Below are 24,545 nucleotides of genomic sequence, written 5' to 3'. Positions count from 1 at the left end.
GGCATGAACGCCAATACCGGCGGCCCGATCGACGGCGCCGCGCATCTGGGCCAGTCCATCGGCGACATCCTCACCACCCCCATCAACAGCCGCGTGATGCGGCGCGACTACGGCTCCCTGCTGCCCGAGCTGGTCGATGCGCCATTCAACGATGCCACCCGGACGCTGCTCTATGGCGCCACGGCCGAAGCGTTGATGCGCTGGGAACCACGGATCCGAATCAAACAGATGACGTTGTCGCAGGGCAGCGCGTCGGGCGAGTTCGTGCTGGATCTGGAAGGCGAGCGCACCGACGTCACCCAAGCCAACAGCTACACCCGATTGACCATCCCTCTTCGCTACCGGTAACTGGAGAAACCCATGGACTACCACCACGGCGTACGCGTCATCGAAGTCAACACCGGCGCGCGCACGATCCGCACCGTCTCCACGGCCGTGGTCGGCCTGGTGGCCACGGGTGACGCGGCGGACGTGACCCTGTTCCCCCTCAATAAGCCCGTGCTGATCACCGACGTTCTGGGCGCGGTCTCCAAGGCCGGCGCGACCGGCACGCTGCGCCAGGCGCTGCAGGCAATCTGCGACCAGACCAACCCGGTCACCGTTGTGGTTCGCGTGGCCGAAGCCGATGGCATTGAGCCCGAAGAGATCGAGGCCGCACAGAACGCCAACGTGATCGGCGCCAAGGTGGGCAGCGACTACACCGGGATGCAGGCACTGCTGGGCGCCGAGAGCCTGCTGGGCGTCAAGCCACGCATCCTGGGTTGCCCCGGGCTGGACACCAAGGAAGTGACCACCGCGCTGGCGATCATCGCCAAGAGCCTACGCGCGATGGCCTATGTGAGCGCCGATGCAGCCACCACCGTCGTCGAGGCCACGGCTTACCGCGAGGAATTCTCCGCGCGCGAGCTGATGATCATCTTCCCGGACTTCCTGGCGTTCGACGCCACGACCAAGGCGACCACGTCGTCCTTCGCCACCGCCCGGGCGCTCGGCCTGCGCGCGAAGATCGACAAGGAACAGGGTTGGCACAAGAACCTGTCCAACGTCGCCGTCGCGGGTGTGACCGGGATCAGCCGCGCCATCCAGTTCGACCTGCAGGATCCTGCGACCGACGCGGGCGTGCTCAACGCCGGCGACGTCACCACCCTGATCCGCATGAACGGGTATCGCTTCTGGGGCTCGCGGACCTGCAGCGATGACCCGCTGTTTCAGTTCGAGACCGCCACGCGCACCGCGCAGATCCTGGCCGACACCATCGCAGACGCCATGGCGGTCTACGTCGATGCACCGATGCAGCCCCAGCTGATCAAAGACATTGTCGAATCGATCAACGCCAAGTTCCGCGAGCTCAAGGCCAGCGGCTACATCATCGACGCCAAGGCCTGGTACGACCCGGCGACGAACACTCAGACCACGCTGTCGGCCGGCCAGCTGCAGATCGATTACGACTACACCCCGGTGCCGCCGTTGGAACAGCTGCAGCTCAACCAGCGCATCACCGACTCCTACCTGGCCAGCTTCGCCTCGGCCATCGCCAGCTAATCGCCGCCCTCATCGAAACCGGCCGCGGCGGGCATCTGACCGCCACGCCACCGCACTGGAGACCGCCCCATGGCGCTGCCCCGCAAGCTCAAGAATTTCAACGTCTTCTCCGATGGCTCCAGCTTTCTCGGGCTGTCCAAGAGCATCACCCTGCCCGAACTGAAGCGCGTCATGGAGTCCTACCGTGGCGGCGGCATGAGTGGCCCGGTCAAGCATGACCTCGGCCAGGACGAGATCCAGTTCAAGGCCACCTACGGCGGTCTGATGATCGACGTGCTGCGCCAGTACGCGGCCGTCCGCCACGATGCGGTGCAGCTGCGTTTCGCCGGCGCTTACCAGCGCGACGACACCGCCGCCGTCGATGCGGTCGAAGTCACCATCCGCGGCCGCCATGAAGGTCTGGAATTCGGCGATGCCGAAGCCGGCAGCGACACCGAGCACGTCGTCACCACGGCCTGCAGCTACTACAAGCTGGTGGTCAACAGCGAGACGCTGATCGAGCTCGACCTGGTGAACATGATCGAGAACGTCGGCGGCATCGACCGGCTGGAACAGGTCCGCTACGCCATCGGCGCCTGATCGGGTCAACGCCTGACTGGGATCCCCTCAACGGACACGGCCAGATCCGTCGCCCCCATGCACTGATGGGCGGAAGCGGCCGAAGCTCGACCGAAGCCGGCATGGCGGAAGAGGTTGCGCGCCCCACCTATCCCCGGAGAGACCCCTGTGTCCAAAGAGCAAGCCATCCCCGCGGCCGACGCCGCCAAGCAGGCCGCCAGCATCCCGCTGGAGACCCCCATCATCCGCGGTGGCCAGCGCATCGATCGCCTGGACCTGCGCAAGCCTGGCGCCGGCGAGTTGCGCGGCCTGAAGCTGGTCGACGTGATCAACATGGACGTCACCGCGCTGATCACCCTGCTGCCTCGCATCACCTCACCCACGCTGACCACCGCCGACGTGTCGGCCATGGATCTGCCGGACCTGACCGCCTGCGCGGTGGAGGTGGCGTCTTTTTTCTTGACGCGGGCACAGAGGGCCACCCAGGACTTCCAGCCCGCGTAGAGGACGCCATGGCCGACATCGCCGCCATCTTCCATTGGCAACCGGAGGTGATGGACAGGCTGTCGGTCGAAGAGTTGATGGAGTGGCGCGAACGCGCCCGTAAGCGAAGCGGCGCCGAGGACTGACCGGCGCCGCGCCTGGAGCCCCGATGAGTGAAGACATGCGCCTGCGCGTCCTGCTGGACGCCGTCGACCGGGTGACCGGTCCCTTCCGCAAGGCCATGTCAGGCGCCAAGGGGCTGACCGGCGCACTGCGCGAGCAACGCGAGTCGCTGCGCGCCCTGCAGGCACAGCAGCGCGACATCCGTGCGTTCCGCGAGCAGTCCGACGCACTCAAGCGCTCCAGCCAGCAGCTGGCCGACCAGCGCGCCAAGGTCCGCGCCCTGGCGGCGGAAATGCGCGGCGCCCAACATCCGAGCGAAGAGCTCACCCAGCGCTTCGAGGCGGCCCAACGCGCAGCCGGCCGCGCCAAGTACCAGTACGGCCAGCAGCAGCAGAAGCTGCAGGCCCTGCGCACGACGCTCAACAGCGCCGGGGTCAGCACGCGCGAGCTGGCCACCCATGAGCAGCGCCTGCGCACTCAGGTGGATCAGGCCACCGCCGCGATCGTCCAGCAGCAGAAGCGCCTGGCCGCACTTGCCGCCACCCAGCGCCGCGCCGACGCGCTGCAGTCCGGCGGGCTCAAGGCAACAGCGACCGGCGCGGCGATGGGCTTCGCCGGCCGGCGCGTGCTCGACGGCGCACTGCTGCCGGTGAGCGAGGCTGTCAGCTTCGAGTCCGCGATGGCCGACGTGCGCAAGGTGGTCAATTTCGACACCCCGCAGCAGTTCGCTCAGATGGGCCAGGACATCCAGGCGCTGTCGATGCGCCTGCCCATGGTGCCGCAGGAGATCGCGGCCATCGTCGCCGCCGCGGGCCAGGCCGGCGTCCCCCGCAAGGAGCTGATGCGCTTTGCGGCCGACGCTACCAAGATGGGCGTGGCGTTCGACACCACGGCCGACAGCGCGGGCCAGACCATGGCCACCTGGCGCACGGCCTTCCGCATGGGCCAGGACGACGTTGTCGCACTGGCCGACAAGATCAATTACCTGGGCAATACCGGCCCGGCCAACGTCCAGAAGATCAGCGAGGTGGTGAACCGCATCGGCGCGCTGGGCGAGGTCGCCGGCCTGCAGTCCGGCCCGCTGGCCGCCTTGGGCGCCACGGTAGCCGGCATGGGCATCGAGTCCGAAGTGTCCGCTACCGGCATCAAGAACCTGCTGCTGACGCTGGCCTCCGGCGAGGCCGCCACCAAACGCCAGCGCGCCGCCTTCGAGGAGCTCGGCCTTGATGCTGGACGGATGGCCAAGCTGCTGCAGAAGGACGCCAGCGGTGCCATCACCATGGTGCTCGAACGCCTGCGCGAGCTGCCCAAGGCGCAGCAGGCCGCCACCATGACCCAGCTGTTCGGCCGCGAGTCGATCGGCGCGATCGCGCCGCTGCTGACCAACATGGAGCTGCTGCAGGCCAACCTGGACAAGGTCGCCAACGCCAACATCTACGGCGGCTCGATGGAGGCCGAATACGCCTCGCGCGTGGCGACCTCGGCCAATGCCATGCAGTTGGCAAAGAACACGGCGCTGGTCCTGGCCCAGGTGCTGGGCGACACTTTGCTGCCGGACATCAAGGCCGCCTCCGAGCGCGTCTCGTCCCTGGTGTCCAACGTGGTCAACTGGACCCGGCAGCATCCGCAGCTGGCGCGCGCCATCACGGTCAGCGCGGTGGCCGGCGCGGCGTTGCTCACGGTGCTGGGCGGCGTGCTGGCGATCGGTGGGCTGGCCGCCATGGGCCTGGGGCAGCTGACCGCGGCGTTCGCCACCCTGTCCGGCGGCGCCGGCATCGGTGGGCTGGCCGCGCGCATGGGCTCGCTGGTGTCCAGCGTCTTCCCCTCGCTGCTCAACCTGGGCCGCGCCCTGATCGTGGTGCTGGGCGGTGTCAGCGCGCCGGTGCTGTTGATCGGGGCACTGCTGGCCGCGGTGGCGCTGGCCGTGTGGCGCTACTGGGGGCCGATCAAGGCCTTCCTCGGCGGCATGTGGGAGGGCATCGTGGCCGTCGCCAGGCCGGCCATGGGCCAGCTGCTGGCCGCCCTGGCGCCGCTGGCCCCAGTGTGGGAGGCCATTACCGGCTTCATGCGCGATGCGTGGGGTGTGGTCAAGGAGATGTTCACCCCGTTCCAGGCAACGGCCGAGCAGCTGCAGGGCGCGACCGACGCCGGCCGAGGCTTTGGCGCGATCCTGGGCGGCGTCATCTCCCAGGGCATCCGCAACCTCACGCTGGCGATCCAGTACGTGGTCGGCGCCTGGCGTGTGCTGAGCGGCATCTTCAGCGGGGATGGCCCCAAGATCCGCGCGGGCCTGGAGCAAATGTGGCAGGCAGTCAGCGCGTTGCTGGGCGGCTGGCCAGACCGGATGCGGCAGATGGGCGTGAACATGGTCGCTGGCCTGGTCGACGGCATCCGCTCGATGCTGGGCGCGGCCCGCGATGCGGTCGCCGGCATCGGCTCGGGCGTGATCGACCGCTTCAAGTCTGTGCTGGGGATCCACAGCCCATCGCGCGTGTTCGCCCAGCTGGGCGACTTCACCATGCAGGGACTCGCCCAGGGCCTGCAGCGGCGCCAGGGCGCGGCGCTGGACGCACTGGAAGGGCTCGGCGCCCGGATGCGCCAGGCGGGCGCTGGCGTGGCCCTGGCGGCCGCCATGGCGCCGGCGGCGGCCATCGACAGCCGCCCGCCCGTGTCGCCCACCAACGCCGGCAGCGCCGGGCAGGTGGTCAACCACTACGAGATCCACATCCACGCCGCGCCGGGGATGGACGTGGAAGCCCTCGCGCGACTGGTCCAGCAGAAGCTGGACGAGCGCGATCGCGCCAACGCTGCGCGCCGACGTTCCGCCCTGGCAGACCGGGATTAACCACATGCTGATGACGCTGGGCACCTTCGTGTTCTCGATTTCCACTGCCGCCTACAACCAGCTGACGCGGCAGACCGGCTGGCGCCACGCGCGCAGCGAGCGCGTCGGTGCGATCGCGGCCAGTCAGTTCGTCGGCCCCGGCGAGGACACGATCGAGCTGGCCGGCCTGATCGCCCCGCCACTGACCGGCACCCACGCCTCGCTGGACTCCCTGCGCGAAATGGCGGGCACGGGCCGCCCGTGGGCGCTGGTCACCGGCACCGGCAAGATCGTCGGCGCGTTCGCCATCACCTCGCTACGCGAGACCCGCACGCACTTCCTCGGCGACGGCACCGCCCGCAAGGTGGAATTCACCCTGTCGCTGGGCCGCGTGCCCGACGAGACCATGCAGGCCGAGCAGCGGCTCGCCGGCGAGCCGAGCGCCAGCACGGGTAACGTGGCATGAGCAGCCCTCCTGGCAATTACCCCACGCCGGCCTGGCGGCTGGTACTGGACGGCAAGGATCTGACTGCACGCGTGGCCCCGCGTCTGCTGGACCTCACCCTGACCGAATGCCGCGATGGCCAGGCCGACCAGCTCGACCTGCAAATCCATGACCACGACGGCCAGATGGCCCTGCCACGCCGCGGCGTAAGCCTGAGCCTGTCACTGGGCTGGGCCGGTAGCGGGATGGTCGACAAGGGCACCTTCATCGTCGATGAGGTGGAGCACCACGGCGCCCCGGACATCATCACCGTGCGCGCCCGCAGCGCGCAGCTCACCGCCGGCATGCGCACGCGCAAGGAGCGCAGTTGGCACGGGACGACGGTTGGCGCGGTAGTCGGCGCGATCGCCACCGCCAACGGCCTCAAGCCGGCGGTGGCCGGCACACTCGCCAGCGTGGCCCTGCGCCACCTGGACCAAGCCAACGAGAGCGACGCGGCGCTGCTCACGCGCTTGGGCAAGCGCTTTGACGCGGTCGCTACGGTCAAGGCTGGCCGGCTGATCTTCGCGCCCATCGGCAGCGGCGCCACGCCCTCGGGCAAGTCGCTGCCGTCCACGTCGATCACGCGCAGCGACGGTGACAGTCATCGGTTCGGTGCTGCGGACCGCGACGCCTACAGCGGCGTGCGTGCGTACTGGAACGATCACAAAGGCGCGCGACGGCGGGCAGTGGTCGTCGGCGAGACGGACAACGTCAAGTCGCTGCGCGAGACCTACGACAGCGAGGCCACCGCCCGGCACCAGGCCGAATCGGAATGGCGCCGCGTGCAGCGCGGCGCGTGCAAGCTCGAATTCACCCTCGCGCTTGGGCGGCCGGACGTCTATCCGGAGCAGCGCGTCACGGTGGTCGGCCTCAAGCCCGAGATCGACGCCATTACCTGGCTGATCGCCAAGGCCACTCATACTGTCAGCGGCAGCGGCGGCTACGCCACGGCGCTGGAGATGGAATCAGCGCTGTAGTCGTGCCCGCTTCGGCCAGTTGAAAACTAGAGCGGCCAGATGGTGCCGCCTGGCTCACCAAATACAAAAGCCATGGAGGGTCGCCTATATGCAACTTCCTCGGGATCGACCTCTAAACGGGTCATCTCATAAGAGCCGGGCCGGAAATATGCGCGATAAAAATGTGGCTTGCCGCTTTCGCCGGAGAAAAGCTTGATCACCGCCTTCATCACGTGGTCGGGGCAGCGCATTCCGAAAAGAATGCTGCTGATCTCAAACGGTTGAGGCAGCAGACCGCTACCCTGCTGGACATCGCGCCACTCCGCTTCATAGCTCCAGTCTGGAGACTTCCGCAAGAACGCTGCTTCCGTCACCCTCCGTCGCGCGCCTCTGCTATTCAACATTACCCATTCCAGCACGTCGGAGAGCATGACCCCGCGCGACGCAGAGTAGTCCACGGGCCTTAAAAAAGGACAGCGGTGCTGATCAGAGGCGTAGCCGATGCAAATTCCGCGATGGCTGTCCGCATAGTGGCTCCACATCAGCGGGCTATCCCAGCGCTCGGACAATGAAAAGACGCCTCGCGTGGCAAACACCTTTGCTAGATGAGCTTCGATATCGTCAATCAGGTAGGGGACGACCTGCTCATCGGACAATCGCAATTCGTTGAACTCTTCGTCTAAGCCTGTTCTGTGGTGCAGTGACGAGTCTTTTCCGCACATCCTCTCGTGCAGTTGCTCGACTTCGCTGAAAGTCAGGTCATTTATAACAGCGGGCACGCCCTCCACCGGGTCATTGAAGGACGCCATGCGCGAATACCACACCTCACCGTCAAGGATCGGCTTGATCGCCAAGGCATCGAAGGCGCGGTACTTGAAGAGCTCATCTGGCAGTTGGTTATGCGCCATGGATCCTGCTCCTCAATCCGCGCGCCGGCGCCGTGCCGGCTTCGCCACGACGGGTTGCGCTGAGCTCGGCTCCGCTTTGACTAGCGCCGCCTTGCCACCGCGAGGCACCGGCCGCGGCGTTGGCAGCGGTGGTGCTTCCATGCCACCAGACAGCGCCACCGTGGCCATGGCGCGCATGGCCGGCCGGGCCTTGCGATAGAGCGCTACCAGCTCGGCTTCGGCGTCGGTCAGACGCTCGTGCCGCCCCGTCAGGATGTAACCGACATCCGCACCGACCTGATCGGCCAGGGTGAGGTACACAGCGGTGGGCGAGTACTCGTCTTTCTCGTACTGGATCTGGGAGCGCTTGGTGATCCCAACCACCTTGCCCCACGCCTCCTGGCTATAGCCCAGGCGCTTGCGTTCTTCCTTGAGACGGGTTCCTACGGACACGATCAATCTCCTTGAAAAGTGAAAATTTCTTCACTACGCTAGGTGAAACATTCTTCACCAAAGCATAACGAGGGTCTCACAGTGGGGAACGGAAACCTTAACGGTAGCGGTCAGGACACCACCCTGCTTACAGCGGCCCAGGTGCGCGAACACCTCCGGGCCAACGGCATCACTATCACGGCGTTCGCAAGACAACACGGCCTGAGTCGGAACTCGATCAACGGCGTTCTGCGGGGCACCACCAAGGGCACCTATGGCGAAGCGCACCGCGCCGCCGTTGCCCTTGGACTCAAGCCGGCGCCGGATTCTTGCACAAAGGCACCCGCCGCCAACATGGAGCCGCAGCCGTGAGCGCGGCCCTGGGCCACCGCGTGGTGTTCAGCTGCGAAGCCTGCGGTCACGCCTTGAAGAAGCGCACCAGCAGCCTGGAGCACCGGTTCCTGCGCAAGGACATCTATGTCTGCGAAAACCCGGTGTGTGGCGCCAGCTACAGCGGTCACTCAGAACTGACCGGCATCGCCAGCCCAAGCGGGGTGCCCGATGCGATCGCAAGCGAATTGCCGCCCACGCCGGCGTTCGTCCGCAACCAGGCCTATCAGGCCTGGCGCCAAAACAACGGCGACACCCAGCTGGATCTGCTCGGCGCCGCCGGCTGACACAACACGTAGCACGCCTGAGGGGAGGCGAATCATGGAACGACGCAACGAGCTGGCCGCACTGCCGCCAGCGCAAAAGAAGTGCCTGCTCGCCGCCGCATTCGCCGGCGGCCTGGTCCTACGCAAGGCGGGTTATGTCGGCTGCGATGTCGCATTGGCGCGCAAGCATGGCGCCCACGGCGGCCACGCCGGCAGCATCGTAGGGCGCCTCAAGTCGCGCGGCCTGCTGGCCGTGTCCTACAACGCAGAAACGGCCACCGTGACGCCCATGGGGCGCGAGGTCGCCGCTGCGCTGTCCAACGACCAGGTGCTGGCATGAGGCGGCCGCACGCGATCTACCGGGACGGCTGGGCCACGGCGATGGAGCCGGCCCTGGTGACCGCGCCCAGCCGCGTGGACCACGTTTCGCGCCAGCAGAAGCAACGCGAGGCGGACGCCCTGCGCGCAGCGGTTGAGGCCCATATCGCCGCTGGTGGCCCATACGAGTGTCTATCAGTGGGCAGCGGCGAAGCCCGATGAACGCGCTTCCAGCATCCCGTATGACCAGGCTGGGGGCGAACTCTGCCCGCCAGAGGCTGGGGCGCGGCAGGATTTACCCTGCCACGCCGACCTGCGCCTTACTGCATGGTGCAGTCGTCCAGCACGGGCGAACCCATGAACATGCCATCACCCTTGCAGCCCACCACGATGTTCTGGCCCTTTGCGAGCTCTGCGGCGGTCGCTGCGCTCAGGCCCTGCACGCGCACCGTGTCGAAGGTGTCCCCGCCGGAGAGCAGCACGTACACCTTGTCGGTGAAATCCTTCTTGATATCTGTGATCGTTCCGCTCACCGCCAGTTGCTTGCCTTTGTAAGCGTTGTCGGCGGTGACCTCATTCGCCTGGTAATCGGCGAAGAGGCTCTCGGCGGATACCTCCACCGCAGGCACCGCTTCCTTGCTGCCCACAGGCGTGAGGTCGACGTACTTGCCGCTAGCGCTGTTGGGGTCAGTGCGGGCGGCCTCAGCCTGCTGCGCTTTGACTTTCTCGACGTAGTCCTTGTAACCGCTCTGGCCGATGGCTGCGCCGAAGATCGCCAAGCCAATGAAGTAGACGATGGGCGACACCACAAGCGAGCACAGCAATGGAATAAGCCCGCCAGCAGTGCGGCCGCGCGTCATGACCACGATGGCCAGGATGAAAGCGACCAGATTGAGCGTCCAGCCAACGAACAGGCCGACGCCGGGAATCGGGATGAGAAACAAGACCCACGCGATCGCCAGAGTGATCCAGGTGGCCTTGACGGGTGCTGCTTTTGCTTCGGTATGAGTGACGCTGGACATGTTGCTTTCCCCCTTGGGTGGTTATTGAAGTTCCATCTAGGCGACATGCACCTGCGCCGGCGCGCGATCCGTTTCAGCGTGAAATGGGCCGCTCCCCAGCGGTCCCCCAGACCCGCGAAGTCTACCTTGCCGCTTTCAGCGGGCCTACGTGGCGTCGCGCGTTATGTGGCGCCGGTCGCGCATGGTGTGCAGGAACTGCCTGCGATTGCAGAGGCCGCACGGGTTTGCATTTCCCCCTTGACAGCCACGACCCAGAGCGGCAACTATTCGTCCGTCGCTGCACATTCAGCGGCCGGGATTGGTCTCCCGTGTTGTTCAGGCGCATCAAGCGCCCTCTGCCGAGCCGGCGCTTTTTTCATGCCTGCCTCGCGGCGGGCGGCAGCTCGCAACCTCTATGGCGGGCGGTGCGCGGGGGGCTTCGGCCCCGCCGGTCCTGAACCCGGTAGACCAACCCGCACCGTCCGCCACCTTCGATTGGTCTCGAAGCGGCGGACTCCATCCAAGTTCAGGAGTCCGTACATGTCTGAGGACACACCCCGGCCGGGCCACGCCCGCGCCCCGCACCTGGCCTATTTCTTCGGCCAGATCGCCGACACCACCGAGTGGCACCACAGCGCATGGCTGGCCCTGATGGCCCGCCTGGAAGCGCTGGGCAAGCCTGCGCGTGACGTCACCGTCGGCGAGATCCACGACGCCATCCAGGCCACCCAGGCAGGTGGCTGATGTGCGCACCCATCGAACTCAGAACACGCGTGCCAGGGATCTTGTTGCGCGCCTCGCGCGACAAGCACTGCGTCTTTCTGGCCTGTATTCAGGCCGACACCGGGCACTGCTTGTCGATCGCGTCCACACAAGCCCACCTCGTGCGGCGAGGCACCCACAACACCCTGATGGCTGGTTCCATGCTCTACCTGCTGGACGCAGGCGAATCCGATCGCCTGCTGGGCTGGATCGATCCGCCGTCCGTAATGCAAGGAGCCCAAACATGACAGACCACCGCAACGGCGCAGACGGCGCCCACAGACCCGCCAGCAGCGACCGGCAGGTCATCGAGGCGAACGATTTCGACCGGCTGCTCAGGGCGCAATTCGCCCTGCAGCTGCTGGCGGCGGTCAACACCAATGTGGCCACGGAGGCCCGGATCAGCCACGACGCCACCGCCGCCATCGCCGAGTACATCCGCGATGACATGCAACTGATCCTCGGCGCCGCCATGCCCGAAGACGAGGCCCGCTGACCCACTCACCCCGGCACGGCGTCGCGCCAACGACGCCGCACCGGATACCCCGCGCTCAGGAGAGAGCCATGCACCACCCCACACACCACGGCCCGCACCGGGCCGCCCGCTTACGGCCCACAAGAAGACGGATCTGGGCCGCAGCGCTGTACGCCTACCAGGCCAGAAGCCTGGTCGCGTCCACGTAAGCCACACGCGGCATGCCGGCGCGCCAACGCCGGCTGCAGCGCTCAACAACGCTCAGGAGAGAGCCATGCAACACCACCACACAACAGGCGGCAGGCTGACCGATGCGGGATGACCTGCGCGACCAGGTGCTGCAGCGGATCCAGGCCGATTACGGCCTGAAGCCGCGCAACGGCACCGACTACCTGCGGGGCGGCACGTGCCCGTCCTGCGGCAAGAAAGAGCTCTACACCAGCCTCAGCAAGCCCTGGATCCTGCGGTGCGGCCGGCAGTCCAAATGCGGCCGCGAGATCGCCATCAAGGATGTCTACGAGGATCTGTTCGAGGACTGGGGCCGTCGCTTCCAGCCGACCGCCGCCGCGCCCAACGCCGCGGCCGATGCTTACTTGAAGGCCTCGCGCGGGTTCGACATTGCCGAGCTCCAGGGCCTGTATACGCAGGAGAACTATTACGATCCGCGCCTACGCGCCGGCTCGGCCACGGTGCGCTTCGCTCTGGACAAGGGTGGCTGGTGGGAGCGGCTGATCGACCGCCCGAGCCGCTTCGGCAAGATGAAGGCCCGCTTCCAGCCCGGCGCCAGCTATGCCGGGGTGTGGTGGGCGACGCCGGCGACGAAGGAAGCCCTGGCCACGGCCAAGGAGGTCTGGATCGTCGAGGGCATCTTCGACGCGATCGCGCACTTGCAGCACGGCAACGTGGCTGTCTCGGCCATGTCCAGCAACCAGTTCCCTGGCGAGTCGCTGCGCGAGCTGGCGAGACTGCGCGCGGGCAACCTGCCGACGCTGATCTGGGCGCCGGACAACGAACCTGCCAAGGGCAAGGGCCCGGGCACCCACGACTACCTGCGCAAGCACGTGGCGATGGCCAAGAGCCTGGGCTTCCAGTCGCGTGCAGCGCTGATCCCCCAGGCCGGCCGCAAGGTCGACTGGAACGACCTGCACCTGCGCGCGGCCGCGCACAGCGACAGCGACGCCCGAGTCAAGCAATGGGCCGACGACCTGGCCGAAGCACGCCACCAGGGCGACCTGCTGCTGGCGCGCAGCGCCAAGGAAAAGGGCCTGTTGATCTTCAACCACCGCCCGGAGCGGTACGAGTTCCACTTCGCGCACAAGGCTCGGATGTGGTGGTTCGAGTTCGACTATGCGCGCCTGGAAAAGCTCAAGCAGGAATTCAAGAAGCAGCACGGCGAGGACGAGCTGGACGACGAGGCCCTGGGCAAGATGCAGGCCGCCGCGGCGACGGTGAGAGAGATCGCCAACTGCTTTCCCGAGGCCCTGTATTTCCAGCGCAACGAGGTCACCGACGAGAGCTGGTATTTCTTCCGGGTCGACTTCCCCCATGGCGCGCCGGCGGTAAAGGGCACCTTTACCTCATCGCAGACCCTCAACGCGCCGGCCTTCCGCGATCGCCTGGCCAGCTTCGCCCCGGGCGCGGTGTTCGATGGCACCGCCTCCGAGCTGATCCACGTTATGAAGGACCAGCTCTACAACATCAAGAAGGTCGACACCATCGACTTCATTGGCTACAGCAAGGAGCACCGCTGCTACCTCCTGGGCGACGTGGCGGTGCGCGAAGGCGAGCTGGTCCAGGCCAACGAGGAGGACTATTTCGAGTTCGAGAAGCTGCGGCTCAAGACCACGCAGAAGTCGATCCGCTTGGACATCCAGCGCGACCCTGACAAGTTCCGCAGCGAGCGCGAATGGTTGCCCTGGCTGTGGCAGTGCTTTGGCACCCACGGCGTGACGGCGCTGACGTTCTATTTCGGTTCCCTGTTCGCCGAGCAGATCCGTAGCGGGCACAAGAGCTTCCCGTTTCTTGAAGCCACGGGCGAGGCCGGTGCGGGCAAGACCACGCTGCTGACGTTCCTGTGGAAGCTGCTGGGCCGCTCAGACTACGAAGGCTTCGACCCGGCCAAGTCGTCCAAGGCGGGCCGCGCCCGCGCGATGGGCCAGATTTCAGGCATGCCCGTGGTGCTGCTGGAAGCCGACCGCAACGAGCCGGACAAGGCGCATTCCAGGACCTTTGAGTGGGACGAGCTGAAGGACTTCTTCGGCGGCGGCACCCTGGCCACGCGCGGCGTTCGCAACGGCGGCAATGACACCTACGAGCCGCCATTCCGCGGCACGATCGTGATCAGCCAGAACGCCGCCGTTGACGCCAGCGAGGCGATCCTGACGCGCATCGTCAAGCTGCATTTCAAGCGGCCCAACGTCACCACCGAGAGCCGCATCGCGGCCGATAACCTTAACGCCTTGCAGGTTGAGGAATTGAGCACCTTCCTGCTGCGCGCGATCCGCGCCGAGAAACAGGTGCTGGAGAAGTTCGCCGAGCGCACCCGCTATTTCGAGGTTGAGCTGCGCAAGCACACCGAGCTGCGGCTGGAGCGCGTAATCAAGAACCACGCGCAGATGATGGCGCTGTTGGACTGTCTGTGCCTGGTCATCGAGCTTCCCGAGGACATCGTGCGCAAGACCCGGGGCGCCATTGTCCAGATGGCCGAGGAACGCCAGCAGGCGATCAGCGCGGACCACCCGGCGGTGACCGAGTTCTGGGAGGCCTACGAGTACATCGAGGGCATGAATACGCGCCCCACGCTCAACCACGCGCGCGACCCGAATCAGATCGCCATCAACCTCAACGAGTTCGCCGCCAAGGCGGCCCATTACAACCAGCGGATCGCGGACCTGCCCACGCTGCGGTCCCTGCTGGCCAACTCACGACGCCACAAGTTCATCGCCGGCAACAAGGCAGTGAACAGCGCCGTGCGCGGACGCGACCTGGAAACCGGCGAACTGCCGCGCGACGGGGTCAGCGTGAAGTGCTGGGTGTTCCAGAAGTGACCACCCGAAACGAAAACCGGGCCAGCAGGCCCGGGAAAAGCCGGTCCGGCGGGAGGCGCGCCAACGCCACCCCAAGGCCATTCACCAACGAAGCTCAGGAGAGAGCCATGCAACAGATGTACGAGAGTAATCCCGAAAACGCCGCACGCTCGGAGGTGTCAAGCACCGGACCAGGCGCGCAGGCTAGCACGGGTGTTGAAGTCTGTGGATTCGATCCGGCCCGCCAGCTGCCGTGCAGCGCCGAGTTCCGGATCGTCATCACGCACAACCGCGTGACCCAAATCGCCACGCTGAACATGGGTGGCCAGCGCACCGTCACACGCACCTGGGAGCGCCGGCGCGGCTCGCGGCCGGGATGGGTGTTGGTCGGGCACGAGAGCGAATTCATCGCGGCCGAGGACGCAATCTCCGCCGAGCTGGCCACCTTTGCCGACAGCGTGGATTTCCCATTTGCGGTCGCCAACATGCTGCCAGGCACCCGGGCTACGGCCGAGGCGGTCGCCGCGGCCGCCCAGGAGGTGGCCCATGCTTGATCTGCTGATCATTGCCGCCGGCCCGCTCGGTGGCGCCCTGGTGCACCACCTGTGGGTCACCCGTCCCGACCGTCGCACCTACAGCGGCACCGCCGTGGGCCAGACGCCTTTCGCGCTGCGCCGGCGCCGTGCCATGGCCGTGCGCGTGGGAGGTGCAGCGTGAACGCTCGCCTCGGGCTTTCCCCCGTCAACGCCGACAAGGTCGTGATGGCGTTGGCCACCGACGAAATGCTGGCCGCCCTGAATATCCCGCTGCAGGTCCGCCGTGGCCGGCTGGTGCTGGATTACCAGACCCACCCGTACCCGGTGCTGATGCTGGGCGCACAGGGGATCCCAGCCGAGCCGCTGTGCCGGATGCACACGCGCGGTTCCAAGCCATGGACCGAAACGCTGGTGCCGCGTGATCCCACGCTGCGGCTGATTGCCGCCGACGTGGCCGAGCGCATGAACAAGGTTCCCGCCTCGCTGGTGCTCGCCCACACCAAAGACCTGTGCCGGCGCAAGTTCGTGCGGCTGCAGATCATCCACCAGGAGAGCCGCTACGTGGCGCTGACGCTTCACGGCACGTGGCGGGGTCACAAATCCGGCTTGCTCGGGCCGTTCGCGGCGCCGGAGCCGAAGATGCGCCCGACCCTGACCCGGGAGGTGGCCCATGGATTTTGAGCGCATCTGCGAGGTCGCACGTGCCGCCCACCGTATGGGCTGCACCGGGCCGCTGTCGAAGGGCGAATCCCTGACCGCCGCCCTGGTCCTCAATCGCGCTGACTGGTTGGTCGAGCACGGCTACACCATCGCCCAGGCGCTCGATCGCATCGACGACAGCACTGTGCCGTTCCTGGGCGAGGCAGAGCGCCTGTTGCGCATGGAGGGCCTGTTCAATGGCTAAGTCCGTGCTGCTTTATGGCCCGCCGGCGAGCGGCAAGACGCGGTACGCCGCACGCATCGCCCAGCGCCTGGGCTTGACGCACGTGGTCGAGCTCGATCGGCAGGTGCGCCGTCCGCAACGCGACGGGCGCGCTGCCAGCGCGCTCTTCATCACCAATAACGAGGCCGGATCCCGCGAGCTCGCCAAGACGCTGCGCGCAGACCGGCTGCATATCGACGTCGCCCTGCAGGCGATCGACGTAGACCCCAAGGAGGTGGCCCGTGGGTGAGTTCGCCGGCGGTTTGGTTCTCGGATTCATCCTCGGCCAGCTGGTGGTGCTGCTGGCCGCCCTTTTCATGATGGGACGCGCTGACGAGCAGGGAGGTGGCAATGGCTAAGTTCGAGATCCGCCATGCACACCTGTTCTGCGGCCTGGGCGGCGGTGCGGCCGAGCTGTTCGAGTCCATCTTGGGAGGGCTCAACCGATGACCCAGCGCGAGATCGAGCACAACAGCCCCATACCAGCCTGCAAGAACGGCCACCCGGCCCGCCTGATGCTGGACACACGCCGGTGCGCTAACGGCGGTCCTGGCGGCCATTACGTCGAATGCCGCTGCCGCTCGTCCGCACGCTTCGCCCATGTCGACGATGCGCTGCGGGACTGGCAAAGGGCCAACGGCCGGCGCGCACCGCGGGCGACACCGTCACTCGGCAACGTCGTGCAGCTGGATCTACTGCGCGCGAAAGGAGGGCCGTGATGGCGGAGCACGCCCAATCCGCCGGAGACTTCTCCGGCGGTGCCTATCGCCTGCAGGAAGAAGCCCGAGAGCTGTTGCGCATGGGGTTCACCACCGCCGAAGCGGTCGACCCGTTGATCGAGCGGGCGAAGGTCGAGCGCGGCGTGAACGGCGCTGCCCGACTGCTTGCAGCCATGCGTCACGAATGGTCCATTCGCACCAGCTGGTGGGAGGGCGCGCCCGAATGAGCCAGTCACACGCAGAGGTGGCCACGTTCTGGCTGCTGTTCGGGCAGTACGGTCCGACTATGACGGTCGAGCAGCTGCGTGACGCCTTCTTCCCCAAGGCGCAGATGCAGACAATGGCCAACAAGCACAGCGCCCGGCTACTCCCCCAGCGAACCGGGCAGGTCTACGACACGCGCGACGTGGCTACCTGGTGGGATGCACAGCGACAACGCGGGGCTGGATGACATACAAAAGCCGCCCTCAGGCGGCTTTCATTTGGTCTGCACGGACTTGACCATCTCAAGGAACACCTTGAATAACTCAAGTTGAGGTGTCGTGATTCCTATTTTTCCGGCCTTTCCCGTGTCTCCCTCGCCAGACCTACTAATCATTCTTACTAGCGTCATCGCAAGAGATAGAGGGACGGCGGCCAGGATCACAAGCACCAAACCCGCCAACACGATCACGTGCCAACCAGCGCCTTTAGTAGTCGCGAAGATGGCAAGAGTCTCGTCATCGATGAGCGCACATATCGCAAACAAGAGCGCCACCAGGTACACGAGGCACGCGCCACCAAATGCGAAAAAAGCTTTCTCGCGCCACTTTCGATGCGCGACCTCGCTAAGCGTGTACTGGCTTGCATAGTCCTCGTTGTTCGACCCGGCCGGAGCTACAGTCGATTGTGGGAGGTCCGCGTTCAACTCGCTCTCAGCGTCCTTCGCAGTCTGCGCTGCAGCGGGGCCCATCTCGGAAAACTGCGCTTTCTCACTAGCGCCAGGAGGGTTCCCAGCAGCCATCAAGCAGCGGCCTCACTCTGGCCAGTACCACCCGCTGACTGCACTTCGCGAATTTTTCGCTTGTAGTGATCCTTGATCAAAGCATTGTCGATAGGCGCAAAGCGCATATCGCGACCACCTTGCTGGTTCCAGGCGATCGACCAAGGAGTGTCCTGCAAGTGCGTCATCGCCGATAGCTGAACACCACTGTAGCCCGCGTAGTGGCTCCAAACCGCATCGAGAAGGCTAGCGGTCGAGGGGTCAACTTCTGAACTCGTCTGCCAAGGGAAAGGCCCTTGTGGAATCAATCCTTGCACGGCTCCGCTTCCGAATAGCTTGACGCGGTCATACAACGACTTGACCACCGGCCCATAGCGCCAAGCCTGAACCTGCTCGTTGATCAACGGCTGATCCAGATAGCCCAAATGCCAGCCGTGCGCGATATAGACCAGCTTGATCAGCTGCATAGGCGTAAGCGCCCGTCCCTCGCTAGAGGCCTTCTCAAGGAAATAATTGGCGATGGTGGCGGGCGAGTGGGCCATAAGTCGCTCCTAGACGCGGGAAGGTGAAGAAACTTCTAGGAAGCCGGTCGAGTCTCACACACCCCAGTCTCAATGGCAGAGAGACCGCAACCGGCAATTCGCGGGATCACTTGATGGGGTTTGGCCCTCAATTCTCAAGAGCACTGTACCAATGGTGTACCAGACTAGCTGTAACGCTTATGTAGCCTGCAGGTCGGTCCAATCCATCATCGGGGCGACTTGAAGCCTGGGCAGCGTCATCGGCAATCGGGGCGGCGCGGTCGGGGCGTCCGCGGGTCACTAGGGGAAATGTGGATTATGCCAGCCCTGCCAGGTAGGCCCGCTCAGTCCAACGGGCGGGCCCAGTGTGCGTAGCTGGTGCGCAACAGGCTGCGCAGCGCCTGTACCGGCATGCGCTGCTCCGGTGCCAGGCGCTCGGCCACGCCGCGCCAGCCGTCTTCGTCGTCGCGGGCCCTGGCGCGCACCACCTCCCGACATGGTCGCGCCAGCGCCTTGGCCAGCGCGCAGGCGAAGTACACATCGCCCGGCGCCCAGCCTGGCTGCTGCCCGAGCGCCACGACATAGCCTCGCGGCACGTCGAGATAACGCGCGATCTCGTCGACGAAGGCGTCGGGATAGCGCGGCGCGTAGGCATTGAGGTCCTTGAGCCGGGCATCGAGCCATGCGTCGCCGGTCTGCGCGGCATAGGGGGGCGGCGCCACGGCTGTCTGGGAAGAGACCGAGCCGCGATCTACGGTCTGGGCCCAGGCACCGCAACTGACTACAAGGCAGGCGATCGACAGGCTCCAACGAACCCCGCTGCGTTTCATCCCAGCGCGTCCCCGGCTTCGATGCGCGCCAGTGCCCCGGGCAGCTCCCGGGCATCCTGGACCTGCAGCAGTTGCGGGGTGTGCTCAGCCAGGTCGTGCTCGGCCTCATGCGCCCAGGTCACGTGATACGGCATATGGATGCCCCAGCCGCCCAGCCCGACGACCGGCGCGATGTCCGAGCGCAGGGAATTGCCGATCATCGTGAAATGCTCGGGGGCGACCTCCAGTTCGCCCAGCACGCGCTGGTAGGTCGGGGTGTCCTTTTCCGAGACCACTTCGATGCGGTGGAAGAGGTCCGACAGTCCGGACTGCACGATCTTGGCCTCCTGGTGGAACAGGTCGCCCTTGGTGATCAGCACGATGCGGTGATCGGCGGCGATGGCTTCCACCGCAGCCCGGATGCCATCGATCAACTCGACCGGATGGTCCAGCGTGGCCCGCCCGATGGCGATGATGTCCTGCACGTGGCGGGCGCTGATGCGCTCCTCGGTCAGCTCGATGGCCGCTTCGATCATCGACAGCATCATGCCCTTGGCGCCGTAGCCGAAGATGCGCAGGTTACGGCGCTCGACCGTCAGCAGGTGTGCCTGGGTGCGTCGATCGCTCAGGTCGATGTACTGCCCCACGATCTGCTCGAAGGCAGCCTCGGCGGCGCGATAGTAGTCCTCGCTCTTCCAGAGCGTGTCGTCACCATCGAAACCAACCCACTCGATACGGGGCATGCGGACTCCTGAAGCGGCACGGGAGGCCTTGAGGATACCGGTTCGCGCAAGCCACCACGCGCCCGCGCCCCGCTGTCCGAACCAAACGAAACGGGCGGCCCATGGGCCGCCCGTTTGACGCTTGCAGCATACGTTGGAGACCCACCGCGATGCTGCAGCCAGCGCCGTTGCTTCGCGTTAGTGCGCCGGCGGGGTGCTCTCAGCCGGGGTAGTCTCAGGCGGGGTTTCCATGGACGGCGGGGTGCTCTCAGCCGGCATGGTCTCGGCCGGCGTCGATTCCGGCGGCATCGTTTCAGCCGGCGCGGACTCGGCGGGCATGGTCTCGGCCGGAGCGGAATCAGCCGGCGGCGCGGTGTCTTCGGCCTTCGGACCGCAGGCGGACAGCACCAGCGAACCGGTCAGAACGGCGGCCAGCGCCAGAGTGTTGCGAATCTTCATCGGATCCTCCTTGTTGCGTATGGGATCTCCGCGGTCAGGCGAAGACGGACGTGGGCGGAATCGGAATACGGGTGGAACGTCATGCAAGACTCCATGAACGCATGAACGGGAGTCCCGCACGCATGAAACGCTGTCCTACCGTTGCGGTCAAGTGAAGCGTTGTCCCGCGCTGCAAGACATTCGGAGCCGGGGGGCTACTGCCCGGCCCCTCCGCCATAGTGGCTGACGATGAAGGCCTTGTACTCCTCCGGGGTGAGCTTGCCATCCGTGTCGCTGTCTGCCTGGCCGAAGATCTGAGTCAGGCCGGGGCTGCCATTGGCCTCTTGCTTGCTGATGGCGCCGTCCCGGTCGGCATCCAAACTCTCCCAGCTCTGCTGGCTTTGACCGGACGCGGCCGGCTGCGCCGGTGTCGCCGCATCGGATTGGATCTGCTGGTGGTCACGCATTGCCGCGTCCTGCAGATCCTGCTGGGTCTGCTGCTGGGCGAAGGCCGTCACTGACAGCGCCAGCGATGTCCCGAGCGCGAGCGCGGCGGCCAGTGGAGAACGGATCGTGGGATTCATGTTGGCTCCTTTCCTGTCCAGTGGGCGGGACGCCGCCGCGTCAGGCACGTGGCATCCGTGGCGAACCATGAGACCGATCGCCTGAACGCAAAAACTCATGCGCGGGCGCGACCAACACCGCGTTAACCCGCTCGATCACAAGCCACGCTAGGCCCGTCGTTAGCGGGACGTCGGCGGTCTGCAAAGCCATCGTTTCGCGCGTGATGCAGCCGACGGTTTCACGCGGGTGGATCGGAGTCCTGCGGTACCTGCGCGGAAGAACGCGCACTGAATGCAAGTCGCGAAAGCACCACGCCGACCACTGCCCCGATGGCTTCGCATGCGACGCGCATGCCGAGGGCGTCGGGATCGTGGATCCGTTGCAGCGCCATCCGCGCATACAACGGCGACTCCAGCTTGACCGTCCCGATGTAGAACAGGTGCCAGGTGTCGATGCCAGCGCCGATCAGCAGGGCGATCCCCAGACTCCAGCCGATGGCGTGGGTCTGATGGAGGCCCGTGCGGGCGGCGATCCAGTGCCACACCGCGTAGACCACCACGCCGATCAACAACGCGATGGCGCCGGCCTCGAGCGCGCCGAGCAGGCCAAAGTGCAGGGGAAGATTCATGAAAGACCGGCTTGCGCCGCGACAGGAAGCGCGGCTCGAGGAGGTCACTACTCTAAAGCAAGGTCACCCGAACGCCGTCAGGCGTCATTCTCGGTCCGGGCGATGACCTGCGCCTGGCCGGCGTCGTCCAGGACCAGCTGAATGCTGATCGGCCGGCAGCAGACCTGGCAGTCCTCGATGTAGGCCTGATCCCCGGCCGAGGCGTCCACCGCGATCTCCAGCGGCTCTCCGCAGTACGGGCAATGGATATCGAGAAAATCGAGCATGGGCGTGAGGATCGGTGCGTCGGCGTGAGGACGGGGTCAGCCCGCAGCGCAAGGGGCGGCGGGTCTCCCGATCACCCCAGCGCGGCCGGCGGCGCGTCGCGGCCGAGCGGCGGACGCAGATGGCGCATCCGCCACCACAGCCCGCCCACATGCACCAGCGAATACACCACCAGCGCCGCGGCGATGCCCATGGTCAGCGGACTGGCCTGCTGACCGCTGGCCGCCATGCCGCCGGTCAGCGCACCCTGGCTCCAACGCCATGCCAGCCGCCCCAGCAGCACCACGCTGAGCGCACCGCCGATCCAGGGATTGGGCGTATACCAGCCACAGCCATCGACCCATTCGGCGTGGGTATGGCGCAGCGAGAACAGACCCAACGCGGCGCCCAGTCCCGCGCCAACGGCCACGCCGAGCGCGACATGCGGCAGCAGGCATGCCACCAGCACCAGCATGGCCGCGACGAATGCCAACAGACACAAGCGCACCATCGTGCGCCGTGGCTTCCATTGCTGGCGTCCGAAGCTGCGCCGGATCCGGCGGTAGTAGAGGAAGGCCAACCCCGCGATCGACAGATACGGGGTCAGCGGGGCAAGGGCGTGGGCAGGCATGGACAGATCCTCGCGGCGGGCACCTGCGCAGACTGGGCCGACCCGCGGATCGATACAAGGTGCCAAGTGTCACCTCCTGCCCAGGGAAAGGCCGCACGCGGCCCGGTGACGATGTGGTCAGCACTGACGCGGACTGAACAAGCCGCCCCGCGAGCCCGGGTACAACCAAGGACACCTACGGCCGATGACCGAAAAGGCGTCCTTCCATGTCCACGTCCCGCACCGCGCTTTCCCTGTCCTGCCTGCCCGCGTTGCTGGCCCTGGCGGCCTGTGGGGGTGCCACCTCCACGCCGGCGGCGACCGATACACGCACCGGGGCCGACACGGCGCCGTTCCAGGTCACCGCCCTGCAGACCTTCGACGCGCCCTGGGCGATGACCTTCCTCCCGGACGGGCGCCTGCTGGTGACCGAAAAGCGGGGCCAGTTGCGCCTCTTCGACCCCGACACCCGACGCACCGGCACGATCGAGGGCGTCCCCGAGGTGGAAGACGGCGGTCAGGGCGGACTGGGCGACGTGGTCCTGCACCCTGACTTTTCCAGCAACCGGCAGGTCTACCTCAGCTATGCCGAGGCCGGCGCGGATGGCACCCGCGGCGGCGCGGTCGCCCGCGCCACCCTGGTGCTGACCGGAGAAGGCGATGGCCGCCTGGAGGCGCTGCGGGTGATCTGGCGCCAGACCCCGAAGGTCACCGGACAGGGCCACTACGGCCACCGCTTGGCCTTCGGACCCGGTGGGATGCTGTGGATCAGCTCCAGCGAGCGGCAGAAGTTCGACCCGGCCCAGGACATGTCCGGCAACCTGGGCAAGATCGTCCGGCTCCACGACGACGGCCGCGTGCCGGCCGACAATCCTTTCGCCGGACAGGGCGGCGCAGCGGCGCAGGTCTGGTCGCTGGGCCATCGCAACGTGCTGGGCCTGGCCTTCGATGCCCAGGGCCGCCTGTGGGCGCACGAGATGGGGCCGCGCGGCGGCGACGAGTTCAACCTGATCGAACGCGGCGCCAACTACGGCTATCCGCTCGTCTCCAACGGCATTCATTACGATGGCCGCCCCATCCCAGACCACGACACGCGTCCCGAATTCAACGCCCCAAAGGTGAGCTGGACGCCGGTGATCTCGCCGGCCGGACTGGTGATCTACTCCGGCAGCCAGTTCCCCGACTGGCAAGGCGACGCCTTCATCGGCGGGCTGTCCTCCCAGACGCTGGTGCGCGTGGAGATCGACGGGACGCAGGCGCGCGAAGCGGCCCGCTACGACATGGGCCAGCGGATCCGCGAGGTTGAACAGGGCCCGGATGGCGCCCTGTGGCTGCTGGAGGACGGCAAGGAGCGCGGCGGCGGCCGGCTCCTGCGACTGACGCCACAGGCCTGAGCCTGCCGGCCGCGACGCGGGTTATTCCCGGGTGATCTTGTGCCCGCCAAACCCGTTGCGCATGGCCGCCAGCAGCTTGTCGGCATACGAGTCCTTCTCGCGCGAACGCAGGCGTTCGAGCAAGGACAAGGTGATCACCGGCGCGGCGACATCCAGATCGATGGCCTCGGCCGCGGTCCAGCGCCCTTCACCCGAATCCTCGACATAGGGCGCAATGCCGGCCATGGTGGGATTGTCCTTCAACGCCTCGGCGGTCAGGTCCAGCAGCCAGGAACGCACCACGCTGCCGGTGCGCCACACTTCGGCGATCTGGTGCAGGTCCAGCTTGAAGTCCTGCTTGCCCTGGAGGATAGCGAACCCTTCCGCATAGGCCTGCATCAGGCCGTACTCCACGCCGTTGTGGACCATCTTGGTGAAATGCCCTGACCCCACCGGTCCGACGTGGCCCCAACCCGTGGTCGGCGATGGCGCCAGCGCCTCGAAGATCGGCTTGAGCGTGGCCAGGGCCTGGTCCGGGCCTCCGACCATCATGCTGTAGCCCTCGGTCAGCCCCCACACGCCGCCGCTGGTGCCGCAGTCGACATAGGCGATGCCCTTGTCCTGCAGCACCGCAGCGCGGCGCAGGGTGTCCTTGTAGTAGGAGTTGCCGCCATCGATGACGATGTCGCCGGGCTGCAGCAGCGGCACCAGCGTGTCCAGGGTGCTGTCGACGATCTTCCCCGCCGGCACCATCAGCCAGACGATGCGTGGCGAAGGCAGGCCAGCGACTAGCGCCTCCAGGGTGTCGGCGGGGCCGATGCCATGTCCGGCGGCACGTGCACGCGCTTCGGGCATGGGGTCGAATCCACCGACTTTATGCCCGGCCTGCACCAACCGCTGGGCCATGTTGGCGCCCATGCGCCCCAGCCCGACCATGCCCAGTTCCAT

The 24,545-nt window shown here is 66.5% G+C and carries 38 protein-coding genes; 25 read left to right on the top strand and 13 right to left on the bottom strand.

Annotated features, from left to right (window positions below):
* The first annotated feature begins 3 nt into the window (after nt 1–3).
* The 8 genes from ACORQU_RS10285 (at nt 4) to ACORQU_RS10250 (ending at nt 6,994) form a co-directional block, all read left to right on the top strand.
* On the top strand, nt 4–348 hold the full coding sequence (locus tag ACORQU_RS10285; protein ID WP_491641090.1) for a GPW/gp25 family protein: 345 nt from the start codon (nt 4–6) through the stop codon (nt 346–348).
* Nucleotides 349–360: 12 nt separating this feature from the next.
* Nucleotides 361–1,542: a phage tail sheath protein gene (locus ACORQU_RS10280; protein WP_491641089.1), complete on the top strand. Its 1,182-nt coding sequence runs from the start codon at nt 361–363 to the stop codon at nt 1,540–1,542.
* A gap of 69 nt (nt 1,543–1,611) precedes the next feature.
* Nucleotides 1,612–2,121 carry a phage major tail tube protein gene (locus tag ACORQU_RS10275; protein WP_491641088.1) on the top strand — a complete coding sequence of 170 codons (510 nt, stop codon included), beginning with the start codon at nt 1,612–1,614 and terminating at the stop codon, nt 2,119–2,121.
* 147 nt (nt 2,122–2,268) lie between these two features.
* Nucleotides 2,269–2,604 carry a phage tail assembly protein gene (locus ACORQU_RS10270; RefSeq protein WP_491641087.1) on the top strand — a complete coding sequence of 112 codons (336 nt, stop codon included), beginning with the start codon at nt 2,269–2,271 and terminating at the stop codon, nt 2,602–2,604.
* 8 nt (nt 2,605–2,612) lie between these two features.
* The gene (locus ACORQU_RS10265; protein WP_491641086.1) at nt 2,613–2,729 is read left to right on the top strand and encodes a GpE family phage tail protein; all 117 of its coding nucleotides are present in this window, start codon (nt 2,613–2,615) and stop codon (nt 2,727–2,729) included.
* 23 nt (nt 2,730–2,752) lie between these two features.
* Nucleotides 2,753–5,551: a phage tail tape measure protein gene (locus tag ACORQU_RS10260; RefSeq protein WP_491641085.1), complete on the top strand. Its 2,799-nt coding sequence runs from the start codon at nt 2,753–2,755 to the stop codon at nt 5,549–5,551.
* A gap of 4 nt (nt 5,552–5,555) precedes the next feature.
* Nucleotides 5,556–5,996: a phage tail protein gene (locus tag ACORQU_RS10255; protein WP_491641084.1), complete on the top strand. Its 441-nt coding sequence runs from the start codon at nt 5,556–5,558 to the stop codon at nt 5,994–5,996.
* Nucleotides 5,993–6,994 (top strand): phage late control D family protein, encoded by a 1,002-nt coding sequence (locus ACORQU_RS10250; protein WP_491641082.1) that lies wholly within the window; start codon nt 5,993–5,995, stop codon nt 6,992–6,994. The genes ACORQU_RS10255 and ACORQU_RS10250 overlap by 4 nt, the downstream gene beginning before the upstream one ends.
* A gap of 26 nt (nt 6,995–7,020) precedes the next feature.
* On the opposite strand, the gene ACORQU_RS10245 is transcribed toward ACORQU_RS10250, so the two are convergent.
* Nucleotides 7,021–7,881, bottom strand: a complete 861-nt coding sequence (locus tag ACORQU_RS10245) for a DUF2971 domain-containing protein (RefSeq protein WP_491641081.1) — start codon at nt 7,879–7,881, stop codon at nt 7,021–7,023.
* Nucleotides 7,882–7,893: 12 nt separating this feature from the next.
* Nucleotides 7,894–8,313: a helix-turn-helix domain-containing protein gene (locus ACORQU_RS10240; protein ID WP_491641080.1), complete on the bottom strand. Its 420-nt coding sequence runs from the start codon at nt 8,311–8,313 to the stop codon at nt 7,894–7,896.
* Nucleotides 8,314–8,355: 42 nt separating this feature from the next.
* On the opposite strand from ACORQU_RS10240, the gene ACORQU_RS10235 reads away from it, so the two are divergent.
* The 4 genes from ACORQU_RS10235 to ACORQU_RS10220 are packed head-to-tail and all read left to right on the top strand — an operon-like array spanning nt 8,356 to nt 9,488.
* Nucleotides 8,356–8,664: a DNA-binding protein gene (locus ACORQU_RS10235; RefSeq protein WP_491641079.1), complete on the top strand. Its 309-nt coding sequence runs from the start codon at nt 8,356–8,358 to the stop codon at nt 8,662–8,664.
* Nucleotides 8,661–8,969, top strand: coding sequence for an ogr/Delta-like zinc finger family protein (locus ACORQU_RS10230; protein WP_491641078.1), 309 nt, complete (start codon nt 8,661–8,663; stop codon nt 8,967–8,969). Before ACORQU_RS10235 ends, ACORQU_RS10230 begins: the two co-directional genes overlap by 4 nt.
* A 34-nt stretch (nt 8,970–9,003) precedes the next feature.
* The gene (locus ACORQU_RS10225; RefSeq protein ID WP_491641077.1) at nt 9,004–9,288 is read left to right on the top strand and encodes a hypothetical protein; all 285 of its coding nucleotides are present in this window, start codon (nt 9,004–9,006) and stop codon (nt 9,286–9,288) included.
* A complete protein-coding gene (locus ACORQU_RS10220) occupies nt 9,285–9,488 on the top strand; it encodes a hypothetical protein (protein ID WP_491641076.1) in 204 nt (67 codons plus the stop codon). Before ACORQU_RS10225 ends, ACORQU_RS10220 begins: the two co-directional genes overlap by 4 nt.
* 98 nt (nt 9,489–9,586) lie before the next feature.
* On the opposite strand, the gene ACORQU_RS10215 is transcribed toward ACORQU_RS10220, so the two are convergent.
* Nucleotides 9,587–10,288 carry an OB-fold protein gene (locus ACORQU_RS10215; protein WP_491641074.1) on the bottom strand — a complete coding sequence of 234 codons (702 nt, stop codon included), beginning with the start codon at nt 10,286–10,288 and terminating at the stop codon, nt 9,587–9,589.
* Nucleotides 10,289–10,807: 519 nt separating this feature from the next.
* On the opposite strand from ACORQU_RS10215, the gene ACORQU_RS10210 reads away from it, so the two are divergent.
* The 12 genes from ACORQU_RS10210 (at nt 10,808) to ACORQU_RS10155 (ending at nt 17,158) form a co-directional block, all read left to right on the top strand.
* On the top strand, nt 10,808–11,011 hold the full coding sequence (locus ACORQU_RS10210) for a hypothetical protein (protein ID WP_491641073.1): 204 nt from the start codon (nt 10,808–10,810) through the stop codon (nt 11,009–11,011).
* Nucleotides 11,011–11,277, top strand: a complete 267-nt coding sequence (locus ACORQU_RS10205) for a hypothetical protein (protein ID WP_491641072.1) — start codon at nt 11,011–11,013, stop codon at nt 11,275–11,277. The genes ACORQU_RS10210 and ACORQU_RS10205 overlap by 1 nt, the downstream gene beginning before the upstream one ends.
* A complete protein-coding gene (locus tag ACORQU_RS10200) occupies nt 11,274–11,525 on the top strand; it encodes a hypothetical protein (protein WP_491641070.1) in 252 nt (83 codons plus the stop codon). The genes ACORQU_RS10205 and ACORQU_RS10200 overlap by 4 nt, the downstream gene beginning before the upstream one ends.
* Before the next feature lie 290 nt (nt 11,526–11,815).
* The gene (locus tag ACORQU_RS10195; protein WP_491641069.1) at nt 11,816–14,551 is read left to right on the top strand and encodes a toprim domain-containing protein; all 2,736 of its coding nucleotides are present in this window, start codon (nt 11,816–11,818) and stop codon (nt 14,549–14,551) included.
* 107 nt (nt 14,552–14,658) lie between these two features.
* On the top strand, nt 14,659–15,084 hold the full coding sequence (locus ACORQU_RS10190) for a hypothetical protein (protein WP_491641067.1): 426 nt from the start codon (nt 14,659–14,661) through the stop codon (nt 15,082–15,084).
* Nucleotides 15,077–15,247 carry a hypothetical protein gene (locus ACORQU_RS10185; protein WP_491641065.1) on the top strand — a complete coding sequence of 57 codons (171 nt, stop codon included), beginning with the start codon at nt 15,077–15,079 and terminating at the stop codon, nt 15,245–15,247. Before ACORQU_RS10190 ends, ACORQU_RS10185 begins: the two co-directional genes overlap by 8 nt.
* 44 nt (nt 15,248–15,291) lie before the next feature.
* On the top strand, nt 15,292–15,747 hold the full coding sequence (locus tag ACORQU_RS10180; RefSeq protein WP_491641064.1) for a hypothetical protein: 456 nt from the start codon (nt 15,292–15,294) through the stop codon (nt 15,745–15,747).
* On the top strand, nt 15,737–15,970 hold the full coding sequence (locus ACORQU_RS10175) for a hypothetical protein (protein ID WP_491641063.1): 234 nt from the start codon (nt 15,737–15,739) through the stop codon (nt 15,968–15,970). The genes ACORQU_RS10180 and ACORQU_RS10175 overlap by 11 nt, the downstream gene beginning before the upstream one ends.
* Nucleotides 15,963–16,238, top strand: a complete 276-nt coding sequence (locus tag ACORQU_RS10170; RefSeq protein ID WP_491641062.1) for an AAA family ATPase — start codon at nt 15,963–15,965, stop codon at nt 16,236–16,238. Before ACORQU_RS10175 ends, ACORQU_RS10170 begins: the two co-directional genes overlap by 8 nt.
* A gap of 196 nt (nt 16,239–16,434) precedes the next feature.
* The gene (locus ACORQU_RS10165; RefSeq protein WP_491641061.1) at nt 16,435–16,707 is read left to right on the top strand and encodes a hypothetical protein; all 273 of its coding nucleotides are present in this window, start codon (nt 16,435–16,437) and stop codon (nt 16,705–16,707) included.
* On the top strand, nt 16,707–16,934 hold the full coding sequence (locus ACORQU_RS10160) for a hypothetical protein (RefSeq protein ID WP_491641060.1): 228 nt from the start codon (nt 16,707–16,709) through the stop codon (nt 16,932–16,934). The genes ACORQU_RS10165 and ACORQU_RS10160 overlap by 1 nt, the downstream gene beginning before the upstream one ends.
* A complete protein-coding gene (locus tag ACORQU_RS10155) occupies nt 16,931–17,158 on the top strand; it encodes a hypothetical protein (protein WP_491641059.1) in 228 nt (75 codons plus the stop codon). Before ACORQU_RS10160 ends, ACORQU_RS10155 begins: the two co-directional genes overlap by 4 nt.
* A gap of 27 nt (nt 17,159–17,185) precedes the next feature.
* On the opposite strand, the gene ACORQU_RS10150 is transcribed toward ACORQU_RS10155, so the two are convergent.
* The 9 genes from ACORQU_RS10150 to ACORQU_RS10110 form a co-directional block, all read right to left on the bottom strand.
* Nucleotides 17,186–17,710: a hypothetical protein gene (locus tag ACORQU_RS10150; protein ID WP_491641058.1), complete on the bottom strand. Its 525-nt coding sequence runs from the start codon at nt 17,708–17,710 to the stop codon at nt 17,186–17,188.
* A complete protein-coding gene (locus ACORQU_RS10145; RefSeq protein ID WP_491641057.1) occupies nt 17,710–18,231 on the bottom strand; it encodes a Panacea domain-containing protein in 522 nt (173 codons plus the stop codon). The genes ACORQU_RS10150 and ACORQU_RS10145 overlap by 1 nt, the downstream gene beginning before the upstream one ends.
* Nucleotides 18,232–18,554: 323 nt before the next feature.
* Nucleotides 18,555–18,932 (bottom strand): hypothetical protein, encoded by a 378-nt coding sequence (locus tag ACORQU_RS10140; RefSeq protein ID WP_491641056.1) that lies wholly within the window; start codon nt 18,930–18,932, stop codon nt 18,555–18,557.
* Nucleotides 18,933–19,036: 104 nt separating this feature from the next.
* Nucleotides 19,037–19,762 (bottom strand): HAD family hydrolase, encoded by a 726-nt coding sequence (locus ACORQU_RS10135; protein WP_491641055.1) that lies wholly within the window; start codon nt 19,760–19,762, stop codon nt 19,037–19,039.
* A 177-nt stretch (nt 19,763–19,939) separates the two neighbouring features.
* On the bottom strand, nt 19,940–20,200 hold the full coding sequence (locus ACORQU_RS10130; RefSeq protein ID WP_491641054.1) for a hypothetical protein: 261 nt from the start codon (nt 20,198–20,200) through the stop codon (nt 19,940–19,942).
* 194 nt (nt 20,201–20,394) lie between these two features.
* The gene (locus ACORQU_RS10125; RefSeq protein WP_491641053.1) at nt 20,395–20,763 is read right to left on the bottom strand and encodes an EF-hand domain-containing protein; all 369 of its coding nucleotides are present in this window, start codon (nt 20,761–20,763) and stop codon (nt 20,395–20,397) included.
* A 218-nt stretch (nt 20,764–20,981) separates the two neighbouring features.
* Complete coding sequence (locus ACORQU_RS10120) at nt 20,982–21,371, bottom strand: hypothetical protein (RefSeq protein WP_491641052.1); 390 nt, start codon at nt 21,369–21,371, stop codon at nt 20,982–20,984.
* A 77-nt stretch (nt 21,372–21,448) separates the two neighbouring features.
* On the bottom strand, nt 21,449–21,637 hold the full coding sequence (locus ACORQU_RS10115) for a CPXCG motif-containing cysteine-rich protein (RefSeq protein WP_491641051.1): 189 nt from the start codon (nt 21,635–21,637) through the stop codon (nt 21,449–21,451).
* Nucleotides 21,638–21,708: 71 nt separating this feature from the next.
* Nucleotides 21,709–22,245 (bottom strand): CcdC protein domain-containing protein, encoded by a 537-nt coding sequence (locus tag ACORQU_RS10110; RefSeq protein WP_491641050.1) that lies wholly within the window; start codon nt 22,243–22,245, stop codon nt 21,709–21,711.
* A 206-nt stretch (nt 22,246–22,451) separates the two neighbouring features.
* Here ACORQU_RS10110 and ACORQU_RS10105 point away from each other — a divergent pair, with 206 nt between their 5' ends.
* A complete protein-coding gene (locus ACORQU_RS10105) occupies nt 22,452–23,618 on the top strand; it encodes a PQQ-dependent sugar dehydrogenase (RefSeq protein ID WP_491641048.1) in 1,167 nt (388 codons plus the stop codon).
* 21 nt (nt 23,619–23,639) lie between these two features.
* On the opposite strand, the gene gnd is transcribed toward ACORQU_RS10105, so the two are convergent.
* Nucleotides 23,640–24,545 carry a phosphogluconate dehydrogenase (NAD(+)-dependent, decarboxylating) gene (gene gnd, locus ACORQU_RS10100; protein ID WP_491641047.1) on the bottom strand — a complete coding sequence of 302 codons (906 nt, stop codon included), beginning with the start codon at nt 24,543–24,545 and terminating at the stop codon, nt 23,640–23,642.

Source organism: Pseudoxanthomonas sp. JC1303 (assembly GCF_058448525.1).
Note: the sequence above shows the minus strand (reverse complement) of the source record. Positions and strands in the feature narration are given on the sequence as shown.

What these genes read in the sequence shown, in the direction of transcription:
- ACORQU_RS10285 (WP_491641090.1), top strand. Translation starts at nt 4, where the DNA reads ATGAACGCCAATACCGGCGGCCCGATCGACGGCGCCGCGCATCTGGGC.
- ACORQU_RS10280 (WP_491641089.1), top strand. Translation starts at nt 361, where the DNA reads ATGGACTACCACCACGGCGTACGCGTCATCGAAGTCAACACCGGCGCG.
- ACORQU_RS10275 (WP_491641088.1), top strand. Translation starts at nt 1,612, where the DNA reads ATGGCGCTGCCCCGCAAGCTCAAGAATTTCAACGTCTTCTCCGATGGC.
- ACORQU_RS10265 (WP_491641086.1), top strand. Translation starts at nt 2,613, where the DNA reads ATGGCCGACATCGCCGCCATCTTCCATTGGCAACCGGAGGTGATGGAC.
- ACORQU_RS10260 (WP_491641085.1), top strand. Translation starts at nt 2,753, where the DNA reads ATGAGTGAAGACATGCGCCTGCGCGTCCTGCTGGACGCCGTCGACCGG.
- ACORQU_RS10255 (WP_491641084.1), top strand. Translation starts at nt 5,556, where the DNA reads ATGCTGATGACGCTGGGCACCTTCGTGTTCTCGATTTCCACTGCCGCC.
- ACORQU_RS10250 (WP_491641082.1), top strand. Translation starts at nt 5,993, where the DNA reads ATGAGCAGCCCTCCTGGCAATTACCCCACGCCGGCCTGGCGGCTGGTA.
- ACORQU_RS10245 (WP_491641081.1), bottom strand. Translation starts at nt 7,881, where the DNA reads ATGGCGCATAACCAACTGCCAGATGAGCTCTTCAAGTACCGCGCCTTC.
- ACORQU_RS10225 (WP_491641077.1), top strand. Translation starts at nt 9,004, where the DNA reads ATGGAACGACGCAACGAGCTGGCCGCACTGCCGCCAGCGCAAAAGAAG.
- ACORQU_RS10220 (WP_491641076.1), top strand. Translation starts at nt 9,285, where the DNA reads ATGAGGCGGCCGCACGCGATCTACCGGGACGGCTGGGCCACGGCGATG.
- ACORQU_RS10215 (WP_491641074.1), bottom strand. Translation starts at nt 10,288, where the DNA reads ATGTCCAGCGTCACTCATACCGAAGCAAAAGCAGCACCCGTCAAGGCC.
- ACORQU_RS10210 (WP_491641073.1), top strand. Translation starts at nt 10,808, where the DNA reads ATGTCTGAGGACACACCCCGGCCGGGCCACGCCCGCGCCCCGCACCTG.
- ACORQU_RS10205 (WP_491641072.1), top strand. Translation starts at nt 11,011, where the DNA reads ATGTGCGCACCCATCGAACTCAGAACACGCGTGCCAGGGATCTTGTTG.
- ACORQU_RS10200 (WP_491641070.1), top strand. Translation starts at nt 11,274, where the DNA reads ATGACAGACCACCGCAACGGCGCAGACGGCGCCCACAGACCCGCCAGC.
- ACORQU_RS10195 (WP_491641069.1), top strand. Translation starts at nt 11,816, where the DNA reads ATGCGGGATGACCTGCGCGACCAGGTGCTGCAGCGGATCCAGGCCGAT.
- ACORQU_RS10190 (WP_491641067.1), top strand. Translation starts at nt 14,659, where the DNA reads ATGCAACAGATGTACGAGAGTAATCCCGAAAACGCCGCACGCTCGGAG.
- ACORQU_RS10185 (WP_491641065.1), top strand. Translation starts at nt 15,077, where the DNA reads ATGCTTGATCTGCTGATCATTGCCGCCGGCCCGCTCGGTGGCGCCCTG.
- ACORQU_RS10180 (WP_491641064.1), top strand. Translation starts at nt 15,292, where the DNA reads ATGGCGTTGGCCACCGACGAAATGCTGGCCGCCCTGAATATCCCGCTG.
- ACORQU_RS10175 (WP_491641063.1), top strand. Translation starts at nt 15,737, where the DNA reads ATGGATTTTGAGCGCATCTGCGAGGTCGCACGTGCCGCCCACCGTATG.
- ACORQU_RS10170 (WP_491641062.1), top strand. Translation starts at nt 15,963, where the DNA reads ATGGCTAAGTCCGTGCTGCTTTATGGCCCGCCGGCGAGCGGCAAGACG.
- ACORQU_RS10165 (WP_491641061.1), top strand. Translation starts at nt 16,435, where the DNA reads ATGACCCAGCGCGAGATCGAGCACAACAGCCCCATACCAGCCTGCAAG.
- ACORQU_RS10160 (WP_491641060.1), top strand. Translation starts at nt 16,707, where the DNA reads ATGGCGGAGCACGCCCAATCCGCCGGAGACTTCTCCGGCGGTGCCTAT.
- ACORQU_RS10155 (WP_491641059.1), top strand. Translation starts at nt 16,931, where the DNA reads ATGAGCCAGTCACACGCAGAGGTGGCCACGTTCTGGCTGCTGTTCGGG.
- ACORQU_RS10150 (WP_491641058.1), bottom strand. Translation starts at nt 17,710, where the DNA reads ATGGCTGCTGGGAACCCTCCTGGCGCTAGTGAGAAAGCGCAGTTTTCC.
- ACORQU_RS10145 (WP_491641057.1), bottom strand. Translation starts at nt 18,231, where the DNA reads ATGGCCCACTCGCCCGCCACCATCGCCAATTATTTCCTTGAGAAGGCC.
- ACORQU_RS10135 (WP_491641055.1), bottom strand. Translation starts at nt 19,762, where the DNA reads ATGCCCCGTATCGAGTGGGTTGGTTTCGATGGTGACGACACGCTCTGG.
- ACORQU_RS10130 (WP_491641054.1), bottom strand. Translation starts at nt 20,200, where the DNA reads ATGAAGATTCGCAACACTCTGGCGCTGGCCGCCGTTCTGACCGGTTCG.
- ACORQU_RS10125 (WP_491641053.1), bottom strand. Translation starts at nt 20,763, where the DNA reads ATGAATCCCACGATCCGTTCTCCACTGGCCGCCGCGCTCGCGCTCGGG.
- ACORQU_RS10120 (WP_491641052.1), bottom strand. Translation starts at nt 21,371, where the DNA reads ATGAATCTTCCCCTGCACTTTGGCCTGCTCGGCGCGCTCGAGGCCGGC.
- ACORQU_RS10115 (WP_491641051.1), bottom strand. Translation starts at nt 21,637, where the DNA reads ATGCTCGATTTTCTCGATATCCATTGCCCGTACTGCGGAGAGCCGCTG.
- ACORQU_RS10110 (WP_491641050.1), bottom strand. Translation starts at nt 22,245, where the DNA reads ATGCCTGCCCACGCCCTTGCCCCGCTGACCCCGTATCTGTCGATCGCG.
- ACORQU_RS10105 (WP_491641048.1), top strand. Translation starts at nt 22,452, where the DNA reads ATGTCCACGTCCCGCACCGCGCTTTCCCTGTCCTGCCTGCCCGCGTTG.
- gnd (WP_491641047.1), bottom strand. Translation starts at nt 24,545, where the DNA reads ATGGAACTGGGCATGGTCGGGCTGGGGCGCATGGGCGCCAACATGGCC.